Origin of the sequence: Lacticaseibacillus zeae subsp. silagei, from assembly GCF_030770335.1 — a bacterium.
In the GTDB taxonomy this organism is placed as follows: Bacteria; Bacillota; Bacilli; order Lactobacillales; family Lactobacillaceae; genus Lacticaseibacillus; species Lacticaseibacillus zeae.
Window position 1 is genome coordinate 1,687,760 of the sequence record NZ_CP132484.1, and the last position, 12,825, is coordinate 1,700,584.

The 12,825-nt window shown below is 47.0% G+C and carries 11 protein-coding genes; 6 read left to right on the forward strand and 5 right to left on the reverse strand.

The genetic code is table 11. From position 1 onward, the window contains the following. The first annotated feature begins 165 nt into the window (after positions 1–165). Together LACZS1_RS08045 and LACZS1_RS08050 are read left to right on the forward strand one after the other, a co-directional pair. Entirely contained in the window at positions 166–2,070 is a 1,905-nt protein-coding gene (locus LACZS1_RS08045) for a M13 family metallopeptidase (RefSeq protein ID WP_306402833.1), read from the forward strand. 238 nt (positions 2,071–2,308) lie between these two features. After that, positions 2,309–3,199 carry a LysR family transcriptional regulator gene (locus LACZS1_RS08050; protein WP_070651890.1) on the forward strand — a complete coding sequence of 297 codons (891 nt, stop codon included), beginning with the start codon at positions 2,309–2,311 and terminating at the stop codon, positions 3,197–3,199. A 168-nt stretch (positions 3,200–3,367) separates the two neighbouring features. On the opposite strand, the gene nrdF is transcribed toward LACZS1_RS08050, so the two are convergent. From nrdF to nrdH, 3 genes are all read right to left on the reverse strand, one after another. Then, positions 3,368–4,348 carry a class 1b ribonucleoside-diphosphate reductase subunit beta gene (gene nrdF / locus LACZS1_RS08055; RefSeq protein WP_047106162.1) on the reverse strand — a complete coding sequence of 327 codons (981 nt, stop codon included), beginning with the start codon at positions 4,346–4,348 and terminating at the stop codon, positions 3,368–3,370. A 53-nt stretch (positions 4,349–4,401) separates the two neighbouring features. Further along, positions 4,402–6,573 carry a class 1b ribonucleoside-diphosphate reductase subunit alpha gene (gene nrdE / locus LACZS1_RS08060; protein WP_070651889.1) on the reverse strand — a complete coding sequence of 724 codons (2,172 nt, stop codon included), beginning with the start codon at positions 6,571–6,573 and terminating at the stop codon, positions 4,402–4,404. A gap of 69 nt (positions 6,574–6,642) precedes the next feature. Beyond that, on the reverse strand, positions 6,643–6,873 hold the full coding sequence (gene nrdH, locus LACZS1_RS08065) for a glutaredoxin-like protein NrdH (RefSeq protein ID WP_010488276.1): 231 nt from the start codon (positions 6,871–6,873) through the stop codon (positions 6,643–6,645). 318 nt (positions 6,874–7,191) lie between these two features. On the opposite strand from nrdH, the gene LACZS1_RS08070 reads away from it, so the two are divergent. Together LACZS1_RS08070 and LACZS1_RS08075 are read left to right on the forward strand one after the other, a co-directional pair. After that, positions 7,192–8,643, forward strand: a complete 1,452-nt coding sequence (locus tag LACZS1_RS08070; RefSeq protein WP_070651888.1) for a helix-turn-helix domain-containing protein — start codon at positions 7,192–7,194, stop codon at positions 8,641–8,643. A gap of 110 nt (positions 8,644–8,753) precedes the next feature. After that, complete coding sequence (locus LACZS1_RS08075; RefSeq protein ID WP_070651887.1) at positions 8,754–9,080, forward strand: hypothetical protein; 327 nt, start codon at positions 8,754–8,756, stop codon at positions 9,078–9,080. Between the two features lie 168 nt (positions 9,081–9,248). On the opposite strand, the gene cls is transcribed toward LACZS1_RS08075, so the two are convergent. Next, complete coding sequence (gene cls, locus LACZS1_RS08080) at positions 9,249–10,718, reverse strand: cardiolipin synthase (protein WP_010488280.1); 1,470 nt, start codon at positions 10,716–10,718, stop codon at positions 9,249–9,251. Between the two features lie 299 nt (positions 10,719–11,017). Here cls and LACZS1_RS08085 point away from each other — a divergent pair, with 299 nt between their 5' ends. Further along, positions 11,018–11,620, forward strand: coding sequence for a nitroreductase family protein (locus tag LACZS1_RS08085; RefSeq protein ID WP_070651886.1), 603 nt, complete (start codon positions 11,018–11,020; stop codon positions 11,618–11,620). A gap of 369 nt (positions 11,621–11,989) precedes the next feature. On the opposite strand, the gene LACZS1_RS08090 is transcribed toward LACZS1_RS08085, so the two are convergent. After that, the gene (locus LACZS1_RS08090; protein ID WP_070651885.1) at positions 11,990–12,388 is read right to left on the reverse strand and encodes a ribonuclease HI family protein; all 399 of its coding nucleotides are present in this window, start codon (positions 12,386–12,388) and stop codon (positions 11,990–11,992) included. Between the two features lie 24 nt (positions 12,389–12,412). Between LACZS1_RS08090 and LACZS1_RS08095 the strand changes: the two genes are divergently transcribed. Further along, positions 12,413–12,817 (forward strand): EbsA family protein, encoded by a 405-nt coding sequence (locus tag LACZS1_RS08095; RefSeq protein WP_010488282.1) that lies wholly within the window; start codon positions 12,413–12,415, stop codon positions 12,815–12,817. Positions 12,818–12,825 lie beyond the last annotated feature (8 nt).

Consider the following 12,825-nt stretch of genomic DNA (forward strand, 5'->3'; position numbering starts at 1 on the left):
ATAACATATTTTTATATGGCTCAGAGTGAACACCTTTTAGCAATCGTTCTATTTGGCTTTACAGTGACAATGACAGCCGGCACCGCTCAGCTGATTCCTCGTGCAACTAAATGAGAAATGCGTTAAGATTGTCCTATATCGTTTTATTATGAAAGGAGCTTTTGAATGACGAATAAAGTGCGCTACCAAGACGATCTATACCGAGCAGTAAATGGGGCCTGGATGGATCAAGCAGTCATTCCTGATGACAAAAGCAGTACCGGCGGCTTCCAGGATTTAGCCGATGAAGTAGAAGAAAAAATGATGGCCGACTTTGCGGCTGTTGCCGATGGTTCAAAAGAAGCACCGGACAAATATTTTGCCCAGGCAGTCACGCTTTATCAGCAAGCCAAGGATTTTAAGACGCGCGACGCTGCCGGCTTTGCACCGGCTTTACCAACGTTGCACCAAGTTGCTGCCATCAAAGATTTGGCTGACTACAATCACCGTGCTGCCGAGTTACTGCAGCAGCAACTCATTGATCCGCCATTCAACGTCTTCGTCGATGCCGACATGAAAGACACCAGCAAAAATGTCATTAATCTCATGGGACCCAAGACAATTTTGCCGGATACTTCCTATTACGCCAAAGACAATCAAAACGGAGCCCAACTACTTGCGATCTTCAAGGACATGATGAGCAAGCTGCTGGCATACACTGATCTTGATGACGCAGCGCAAAAGACAACCTTGGCCGGCGCGCTTGCTTTTGATGCCGAAATTGCTAAACACGTCAAAAGTTCCGAAGAGTGGGCGGATTATCCAAAAGCTTACAATCCAATGCCGACAACCACTGTCGTTGAAAAGCTCAAACCATTCGATTTTGAAAACTTCCTGAAGGCAATTTTCAAAACGGTTCCGGATACCATCGTCGTCGCCGATCCGCGCTTTTTGGATGAATTCGGTCAGTTATTCAATGAAGCCAATTTTGCGAACTACCGCGACTGGCTTTATGTATTAAGTCTCGATAGTGTTGCAGGCTTCTTGAGCGAACCGCTGCGGCAATTAGGCGGTACCTATAATCGCGCATTATCCGGGGCGCCGAAATCACCGGATCAGGTTAAGCATGCCTATCGGGTAACCAATGCCTACTTCAGTGAGCCAATCGGTATTTATTATGGCCGCACTTATTTTGGCGAGAAGGCCAAGGCCGATGTAACCCAATTGGTCGAAAAAATGATTGCCACTTACAAACAGCGCCTGGCCAATTCTGATTGGCTCTCACAACCAACCAAAGATAAAGCCATTCTTAAGCTGGATAAGATGGTACTTAAAATGGGTTATCCGGACAAACCCGAAGCCATTTACGATTTGCTGCACGTTGATCCAGAAAAGTCATTACTTGAGAATTTGAAAGCCATGCAAATCGTTCAACAACAATACAACTACGATAAACTAAGCAAGCCGGTTGATCGCAGTGTCTGGAACATGCCAGGTCACTTGGTCAATGCCAGTTACGACCCGTCAAAAAATGACATCACATTCCCAGCAGCGATCCTGCAGGCGCCATTTTATTCATTGAAGCAGACCGCCTCAGAAAACCTTGGTGGCATCGGTGCCGTTATCGCTCACGAAATTTCGCATGGGTTCGATAATAACGGGGCACAGTTTGACGAATTTGGTAATATGGTCAACTGGTGGCAAAAAGCAGACTATGCGCACTTTAATGAGCTAACCAAAGCCATGATTGACGAATTTGACGGTCTCGAAACCGAAGCAGGCAAAGTTAACGGTAAACTCGTTGTGTCGGAAAATATCGCCGACGCCGGTGGACTGCCGGCAGCTTTGGATACTGCCAAACGCGAGCCGGATGCCGATCTGCGAGCATTTTTCATTAACTGGGCCCGCATCTGGCGTTCCAAGTCCCGGCTTGAACGGGCAAAGATGTTGTTGGCCGTCGATGTCCATGCCCCGCATGAACTGCGTGCCAATATCCAGCCGCGTAATCTGGATGACTGGTACACGACGTTTGATGTTCAACCAGGCGACGGCATGTATCTACCGCCGGAAAAACGCGTTCAAATTTGGTAATCCTATTAGCATCGACTCATTGAGTCGATGCTTTTTTAGAAGAATGGCGCTAAACAAAGCGATTGCGCGATGCTGATAACCAGAAGTGAATGCATTGAAGCATCATCTTCCGAGCAGCGGATTTAAGCCACAGTTGAGCAAAGGCGTGTGAAAGGGAATACAAAGTGGTCTTGATAGGTTATAATAGTTATAGGAAAGCATTTGCGATAATCAGAACTGATAGGAAGTAGGGGAGTTTATGGAACTGCAGACGTTGCGTAACTTTATTGAAATTGCCGACCATGGCAGTATTACGGCTGCTGCCAGAACATTGGGCATTTCCCAGCCGGGGTTATCGCGCCAATTAAAAGATCTGGAAAAAGAACTGGGCGTTAAACTGCTGATCCGGGGAAATCGACGGGTTACCTTGACGGAAGATGGCACCTACTTATTGAACCGAGCCCGCGAGTTAACCGCCATCGCCGAACGCACCAAAAATAATTTGCAAGGCAAACATACTCTGGGTGGTGATCTTTACATTGGTGCCAGCGAAACCAGTGGTAAGCGCCTGATGTTGCAGGTTGCCCAATCCCTCCGCCAGCAGTATCCCAGTCTGCATGTCCATGTGACTTATGGTTCTGATGAAAGTCTGATTGCTAATCTTGAAGCCGGTATGTACGATTTTATTTTGCGCCCAGGTAAGGAACAGACTCAGTACGAAAGCCTGCCGCTCCCGATTCGCGATGCTTGGGGCGTTTTGATGACCACCGATGATCCATTAACCGATAACCTTCTGATCACGCCAAATGATCTTAACGATAGCGAACTGATTCTGCCGCGGGCTACGCATACTCGCAGTGCCTTTGAACACTGGCTAGGACAGGGACTCGACCCGGCTTACATCGTTGGCACCTACGATTTGACCGCTGATGCTTTAGGCATGACCGCAGTCGGACTAGGGCGCGCGCTATGTCTCGAATATCTGGCAACGCAAACATCGAACACTTCCTTAACCTTCCGTCCTTTAGCTCCGGCATTAGCCGATTCGATCGCGTTAGTGTGGAAACGAGACCGCGAACTTTCCCGCATCGCCCAACGCTTCTTAAGCCTCGTTCATGAAACGATCAGCCAGCAAAAAGCAGAAAGTTAGACCGAAAGGAAAAGAGATTATCGCGCGATCATCCAAAATGAGCCATTTCTGACATTCTGATTTAAAAAGTGAATATAAAAAAAAGCCGGCTCCAAATGCGTATCGCATAACTTGCGACGCATCTGGAGCCGGTTTTTTTATTCCTCGACACATTCATTTCCGAAAGCCTTACTTATCGTGGCCTTCGTCTTCAGTTGAAAATGAATAATCATCATCCTGCATGGCTTCAACCTGTCCCAGTCGATAACCATTACCGACTTGGGAGAAGAAGTCGTGGTTGGCTGTTGACGTCGAAATGCCGTTCATAACAATCGGGTTCACATCATCAGCCGTATCTGGAAAGGCGGTTTCCTGGCCCAGATTCATGAGCGCTTTGTTGGCGTTGTAACGCAGGAAAGTCAAAACCTCGTCAGTCCACTTGGTTTTAGCATACAAATCATTCGTGTACTTTTCTTCGTTTTCGTACAAGTCGTAGAGTAAGTCGTACATCCAATCCTGCAACTTTTGCTGTTCATCTTCCGGCAGTTCATTGAAACCTAACTGGAACTTGTAACCGATATACGTGCCATGGACACTTTCATCCCGAATGATCAGCTTAATGATTTCCGCCACATTGGTCAGCTTGTTGTTGCCTAAATAATAGAGTGGGGTAAAGAAGCCTGAATAAAACAGGAAGGTTTCCAAAAAGACACTGGCAATTTTCTTTTGCAACGCTGAACCGTTGTGGTAGATATCGTTGATCTTGTTAGCTTTGTATTGTAGATGTTCATTATGATTCGTCCAGTCAAAGATTTCATCAATTTCGGCAGGAGTGTTCAACGTTGAGAAAATCGATGAATAACTCTTGGCATGAACACTTTCCATGAACTGGATGTTGTTCAGGACCGCTGTTTCCTGCTGCGTACGGATATTCTGCCGCAAACTTGCCATGCCGTCTTGACTTTGCAGGGTATCTAGCAACGTCAGCCCGCCAAAGACATGCCCGACAACCCACTGTTCATCAGGACTCAATGAACGCCAATCGTCTAAATCGTTGGATAAAGGGATCCGGGTATCCAGCCAAAATTGTTCCGTCAACTTTTCCCAAGTTGCCTTATCGACTTCATCTTCAATCGCATTCCAGTTAATCGCAATATATTGTTTTGCCATATTCTCCGCTCCTTGTATGTAAAAACAGGGGAGATCCCCCTGTTAAAAGATAATCAAATTGAGCAACTTTCACAAGCGTTGCTGCCGATTTCTTCTTGGTCATCGGTGTAAGTCCGGATGTAGTAAATCGACTTGAGGCCTTTGTGATGGGCGTAGTTCCGCAAAATGTTCAAATCACGCGTCGTCATCTTGTCGGTTCGGCCGTCTTTCCACGGATAAAGGCCAGCAGGAATGGTACTGCGCATGAACAGGGTCATGGCCATTCCTTGATCAACGTGCTGTTGGGCAGCGGCATAAACATCAATGACTTTACGCATGTCGATGTCGTAGGCACTTTGATAGTAAGGCATGGTGTCATTCGACAAACCAGGCGCCGGGTAGTAAATGGTGCCGATCTTCTTTTCCTGGCGATCCTCAATCCGGTTAACAATTGGCTGCAAGGAGGCACTGGTATCATTAATATAGCTGATCGAGCCATTAGGAGCCACAGCCATCCGGTTTTGATGATACAAGCCGTCCTTCATCACACTCTCTTTGAGCGCTTCCCAGTCCGCCTGGGTCGGAATGTGAACATCCTTGAACAAATCACGCACCTTGTCGTACTTAGGTGCCCATGATTGTTGGATATACTTGTCAAAATAACTGCCATCAGCGTACTTGCTGTTTTCAAAATTATGGAATGTTTCGCCACGTTCTTTGGCAATCTTGTTGGATGCCTTTAACGTGTAATAATTCAGCAACAAGAAATAGATGTTGGTGAAATCAAGGCTTTCCGGTGAACCATAATACATATGATTCTTAGCAAAGTACGTGTGCAAGCCCATCGCGCCAAGGCCAATGCTGTGTGCCAGGTGATTCCCATGCTGAACAGACGGCACAACGTCAATATTGCTATGATCAGTGACATAGGTCAATGCCCGAACCATGGCTTCAACGCTGTGACCAAAGTCGCGACTGTGCATCAAATTAGGAATATTCGTGCTACCCAGGTTGCAGGAAACATCTGTCCCTAAGACTTCATATTCCTGCTTGTTGTTGAGCTTGGATGGTACCTGTACCTGCATGATTTCCGAGCACAGGTTGCTCATGATGATTTTGCCATCGATCGGGCTCGCATTGTTGGCAGTGTCAATGTTGATGATGTAAGGATAGCCAGATTCCTGCTGTAATTTGGAAATTTCATTTTCCAGATCGCGGGCCTTAATCTTGTATTTCTTAATGTCCGGATTGGCCACCATGTTGTCGTATTCCTTGGTGATATCCACATACGAAAATGGCTTGCCGTAAGCTCGTTCAACCGAATAAGGGGAGAAGAGGTACATATCGGCATTGTCCTTAATAAGCTCGTAATACTTATCAGGCACAATGACGCCGAGGCTAAGGGTCTTTACCCGATACTTTTCATCTGCGTTTTCCTTTTTAGCGCCCAGGAAACTGATGATATCAGGATGGAAGACATTCAAATAAACCACGCCGGCACCTTGACGTTGGCCCAACTGATTGCTGTAGGAGAAAGAATCTTCCAACAACTTCATAACCGGAAGTACGCCACTTGCAGCACCGTCAATGCCTTTGATTGGCGCACCGGCTTCACGAAGGTTCGATAGTGTCAGGCCGACCCCGCCACCAATTCGTGACAACTCAAGGGCAGAGTTAATCGCGCGGCCAATCGAATTCATGTCGTCGGTAATTTGCAGTAGAAAACAGGAGACCAATTCGCCACGGCGTTGCCGACCAGCGTTTAGGAACGAAGGGGTAGCCGGCTGATACCGCTGATGGATCATCTCGTCAGCCAGATCCACCGCCAGCTGCTCATTACCATCCGCAAAGAAGAGGGCGTTGGCAAATACCCGATCTTTGTAATCTTCAAGATACTGAGTGCCATCGTCGGTCTTTAACGCATACTGAGCGTAATACTTATAAGCCGCCATGAAGGACTTAAACTGAAAATGCTGAGCCGTCAAGAACTGGTCCAGCTTTTCCAGGAAGGCCGGCTGATACTTTTCTAAAAATCCCGATTCATAATAATGATGGTCAACCAAATACTTCAAGCGCTCTTGTAGCGACGAAAACTTCATCGTATTTGGCGCCACATTTTCGGTCAAAAAGGCCTGTAATGCTTCCTTATCTTTATTGAGCGGAATCTGGTCGTTAACGGGAATATTGATCTCGTTGTTAAGGGCGTAATAAGTAACCTCTTCCGGACTGATTGTTTTTAATGACATGCTAATCCCTGCTTTCACTGCAATTTATCTTCATTCGGTTAAGTTCGATGCGATAAAAAAACTGGCTGTTCAGACAGCCAGTTGCTTCAAGGCATCCGGTCGAAACCCGGAGAATGAATCAAGCCCATCTGCTTCAAGAACAGGAACCTGCTGGAATCCCTTTTTCTTTAAGTAATCGATGTATTCAGGTTCCTCGTTGATGTTGTGTTCCGTAAATGGAATCTTGTGGGTATCGAGGTAGCGCTTTGTCATCCGGCATTGTGGACAGCCATTGCGCGTGAACAGTGTGATGTTACGCATAGGTATCATCCTTTCTTGTTATCTTATGTAGTTTAGAATACTCAATATTGGGGTACATGTCAATGAAAAACACCATATCTTGGGGTTAATTTTTTTGATACCCCAAAGCATATGGTGTCGACTTGATTTTTGCTTACTTTTAGTATAGCAAGAATGCATGCCAGACGCCAGTGTTAATCAATCATAGGCTGACTTAATGCGGCAAAAGCCTGCCCGCTAAGGAAACACGCGTCTGAGACAAGTGCACAAGCATCATTTATCCGGTTGCCGATCTTCTTTGCTATACTATAGCAAAAATTTGGAAAGGAAGTCGTCACCATGGCGTTTGAAGAATTGTTCCTAGACCGCGAAGAACGCGAGCGGTTGGCGCTTTATGGCGATTTGCGAGACGCGCCTAATCGGCAAATGAATATTGCAACGGCAGCGATGGCCCGCGGTGAAAGCTACCGGCAACTGCGACGGCAAATGGCGAAAGTCGCCGAGGATTTACATGCCATTGATCCTGGTGCACCGCCTTTATTACGTAGAGGGGATGGCAACATGACGGCACCGCCTTCGATTAGCCGCGTTCGTTACCGAATCTTTTTGTTTCGGCGATCGCTTCCCGGAAAACTTCTGGTCAAAACGCTGATGCAACCTGATCTAACGTTGCCCATATTATTAGAAGAAACCGGTTTCTCCCGAGCAGCTTTTTTTCGGCGAATTTCCGTATTACGTGGGTACTTGCGCCAAAAAGGGGTCACCATTAATCTCACGCCGTTGGCACTTGTCGGCGCAGAGCCGCGAATTCGTCAAGTTTATCGCCAGTTATTGTGGCAATTGGTTGACGCTGACAATCCTTTGTTTGCAGACATATTGCCTCAGTCGCGTCAGCTGGTTCAAGCCTTACAGGACGCCGGATTAGTCGAGCGGGATTTTTCAGTCAAGCAACTAAGATTTTCAGCTAACATCAATCTCTATCGGTTACAGGCCGATCACGCCATTGTCAATACTTTAAACTTTTCTGAATTGAAGCCGCTGCCCGCGTTGCCGGAAAAGTTGCCAGATGTCTTTGCCCATTTGCCGCCAGAAGTTGCCAAAGCCGAAATGCTCTATCTGTATCTCGGCCAGTGGCGTATTCCGCGATTGCACACGGAGCAGCAATTTGAGGCTGCGGGGATTGTCGGTTACCACGCCGCACACAACACGCTGGCTTGGCAAACCGTCGCAAAAATCCGCGCCGATCTTAGCCGCCACTTGATCGGTATTTCCTCGGCAATCACCACAGATCTGGCATTAGCCGGCAATTTATTAAAAATTTTAATCAGCGAACAGATCTTTCCTGACGGCGCCTATATTGATTTGGCTAAAACCGCGCATCCGATGCGGGCGTTTTATCCGCGGCTGGACAAGGCGATTAAAGCATTTTTTGCGCGTGAGGCACCAACAAATCATGCCCTTGAGGAAATTATCGACGGCTTTTATCAGCTGCTTTGGCCATTCATGACAGAAAGTGCTGTTGCTGATAAACTGAAAGTTGCATTGGACCCGTTGATGCCGCAGCCGTTATACGAAACTGTGCGGCTCAACCTCATTCACCCGGCATTTATTCGGTTGGTAACCATCCACCAACATCCTGACTTTGTGATTTCGGCCCAAGCCTTGGCCCCGGGTGAGGAATCGATCGTGCCTGGCATTCCGGTCTTTTATCTGGCTAGTGAACGATTTGAAAGTTGGTCCGCGCTTTATCAGGAACTCTTTCTCCGCTCCCGTCAGCAACTTCATCAATAAGGAAAAACCGCTGAGTGTCACTCTGTTGACTGCAAAAGCGACTTTCCCCGCTGCCGTTGATGAAAGGCCGGCGTAGGTGCATACTAATATATGAGGAGATGACTGCTAGCATGAAACGAGACAAGAAAGCAGACGAGGCCGCTGTCGTTGATATGAATGACACGCTGATGGACTATGCCCATAAACGCCAGCCACATGTCGAAGATCTGGCTGAAGAATTAGCTAACCGCGCTAAAGATGATCTGAATGCCATTGATGTCTACCTAAAAGATGGGGGCGAGGCCCGCAAAGAATATCAGGCAATTGCGGAAGGTTACCTGCGCGACAAATATAACCTGGAAGGCGACGAGTTAACGACTGCCCGTGACACACTTGTCCAAGCTGCCATCCACTATCTTCTCGGCCACACCAAAGCACTAGACGATTGGCAACGGTAATCAGCAACTCATCAAGCCTTCTTCACTGCCATTATGGCGATCAGCTAAACACATATGATTATTTTGAAAATGCTATATTTCGGTCACAAAAACGCCGCCTCAGTGCACCATGCTGACGCGGCGTTTTTGTGACAACATCGTTCAATTTTTAATGACTTACAGGCTGGCTTACAAAATCGGCGACAGGAGCCGAGAAAAGTCCTGTTTGAAGCGTAACCAGCGGCTTTGACTAGCAATGATCGCTGGGGTCAGTAGGTAACTTTGCTTCATATCGGCTTCAAAGATTTCGGCAAGCGTTCCGGCAACCTTACGATCGTAAATAAAGGCGTTGACCTCAAAATTCAGTTTAAAACTACGAATATCGAAATTAGCTGACCCGACACTGGCAATGGCATCATCGACAACCACCGTTTTTGCATGCATGAAGCCATGTTGATAATGGTAAATTTTAACGCCGGCACGAGCCAGATAGGTGGCATAGTACTGGGTCGCACGGAAAATAAACGGATGATCCGGCATATCCGGAATCATGATTCGGACATCAATGCCCGACATGGCGGCGGAAACGAGCGCATCAATCACCGTGTCATCCGGAACCAGATAAGGGCTTTGAATCCAAACCGACTTGGTAGCGCTGGTAATCAGCTTGGTATACCCTAACTTGATCTGCTGGGTAGGGCGATCAGGACCTGATGCGACAATCTGAATCGGTGTACTGCCGGCCGTCATGCCTTCACCTGATTGACCTTCAGGACTGTCCTGCTCCACGTTGTAAGCAATCTCGTCCTTTTCACCGACCGTCGCATTCCAATCCATTGTGAAGCGAATTTTCAACGCATAAATGGTGTTACCTATGATACGCAGGTGAGTATCACGCCAATAGCCAAATTTTGGCTTACGGGAGACATATTGATCGCCGACGTTGAATCCGCCAATATAGCCGACGTGATCGTCAATCACAACGATTTTGCGATGATCGCGGTAATTCAAACGAAAGTCGGTAATCGGATGTTTGGAGCTAAAATAGCTTTCAACCTGGCCACCGACATCGGTTAGTCGGCGCCACCATTTTGCCGAGGCACCCATCGACCCCCAAGCGTCATATAAAACCTTAACCGTCACGCCTTGTTTGGCCTTTTTAATCAATAATTGCTGAAACTGATTGCCTAATTCATCATTATAAATGGTGTAATACTCGACATAAATGTAGTGCTTGGCGCTTTCAATGTCGCGAAACAACGCAGCAAACTTCTTTTCGCCATCGGTATAAAGCTGAACCTGGTTATGGGCCAGCACCGGTGCCTGGGCCGTATTCAGGAAAAAGGCGGTCAGAGCTTTTGCCGCCGGAGTGTAATCAGTAGGAGGCAAAAGTTTATTTCGGGCATTTTCGTGTTTTTGAAGCGACACAAACGCTTTGACCCCAGACTCATACTCACGCTGAATCCGGCGCAGTTTTTTGGTCGAGAGTCCGCGACCCGCGAACAGATAAAAACCGAACCCGATGATTGGCAGGAAAATCAGCACCAGCAACCAGGCCCAGGTTGTCGAAATGTCGCGAACTTCACGAAGAACCGTAAAAATCGCACCCGTCGTGTTCAAAACCAAAATAATAATAATTAGCCAGGTGATCAGCGACATACCACACCTCCAAGAAGAATAGTTTCATTGTACCCAAGCCCCCCATCTCTGTCACGTTAACGGGACCAATCCCTTCTGGTAAATACGCTTAAGTGTGATAGTGACCTGATGATCGAGCCATATGTCGCACTTTCTGAAAAAATATCGCTCAAGGGGTTTACTTACTAATAGTGAGTTGGTAAACTTACTTTTGTTCTGCTACATTTTTGCGCATTGCCTTTCCTGATGGCTAGTGAATAGCTAAGTTATCGGGTACATGCGTGACAACGTGGCCATTAATAGAAAAAGGTGGTTTTCCTGTGAATCAAGATCTTCTGAACCTTCTCAAGCAACGCCGTTCCATCTACGCACTCGGCAAAGATGTTAAGCAAAAAGACGATGACATCATCGAACAAGTTGAATCTGTCATTCAGGCAACACCAACGGCCTTCAATTCGCAAACAACCCGAGCAGTTTTCCTATTTGGCGGACAACACGACAAGCTTTGGGATATCGTGGTTAAGCGCTTGAAGAGTGAGGTCCCGACTGAGGAAGCCTATGAGGCAACCAAAAAGAAAGTTGCTGGTTTCAAAGCTGCCTATGCAACGATTATGTACTTTACCGATACCGACATCGTCAAGCAGCTGGAGCATGAGTTCCCGCTGTATGCTGATAACTTTGCGACCTGGGCAGAGCAGGCTCAGGGATCGGCTCAACTCAACACCTGGGTGGCCCTGGCTAACAATGGCATTGGTGCAAATCTGCAACACTACAATCCCATCATTGATGAGCTTGTCAGCGACGCCTTTGATATCCCGCAAAATTGGCAATTGCGTGCCCAGATGCCGTTTGGTTCCATCGAGGCACCGGCACAGGATAAGGATTATATGGATCGTACCAGCCAGTTTAAGGTATTCATGTAATCACGGGTGCTGAAGTCTTTCGGCTAAAGCCTCGTTTTATTTTAGAATCTATGTTCATGACAAAACAGAAGATGGGTCATGGTTTATGACCCAAAACAAAAATGAACGCACTCCAAATAATACAGGTGCGTTCATTTTTTTGCTTCCAAAAGGATAATTCGTTCGAGTTGTTAGGATATTAGTGCCAAGGCGAAGCAATCGTAGGCCAGATGGGGATCAGCCGTGCCCACAGCGTTCCATCCCCAGCTGGCCGGAGATTGCGGAGTTTGGCACGGCTCAGAACTTATTGCCTAAGCATTTTCGATCGTTCGGAACTCGCTAAACTATAAACGCTTCTGTGAAGTTATAATTTAGCCTCTTTGCGAAAAATTAATTTTTAGCCTCCGCTTCACGTAACCCTTGCTGAGCCAACGTGTGAGCACCACGGTTTTGACGATCGGGCAACCAGTTAGGCAGCACAAGCGGAAACCGGTCAATCAAGGCCAGCAATTCTGCGGTTAAAGCAGGATAATGTTTGGTATAGCGCTTTTCGATTGCCTGAACGACCAGCTTGGAGTCACTATAAAACGCCACGGGTACAGTTGTGAGTTCAGCTTCGATTAATAAATTAAAACCGGCAATCGCTGCAGCAAATTCCGCCTCATGATTGGTCATCGGCGGTAAAGCGGCATGTCGTTGAATCTGCTGAGGCAAACCGCTGACCAGGATGCCAATGCCAGTCGGGCCCGGGTTGCCTTTTGTAGCGCCATCTGTGTATAGTTTAAGCATGATTTCTCCTAAGGAAGTGACGAATTGGCTGACTATCGAACACATTATCAACCTGCATGGATCGATTTTAGCATGTTTTGGAGCGCGATCGTGATCGGTCTCAGCTTGGCGATCATCGTTCAGCTGGAAAGTACGAAACCTTCATGGCTGGCGATTGCGATTGCGGCGATTACGATTTTGACGGCTATCGGCCAGATTTTGCTGCTTCGCCTGATTGCGACTGAAAAAGGCATCCGGTTAACCAGTCTTTTTAAAAGTAATACGATTAATCTGTCATGGAGCGAAATTGAGGGGTTTACGTCCGGCCATTTGACAGTTATGCTTAAAACCAAACAATACGGTCGGGTTTCGTTCCTGATGTTCGGTAAAAAACGAAAGCAAAAGATCGTGGCGTTGATCGAAAAAGGATTGGAAACATCAACTAAATAAGGAGTGTG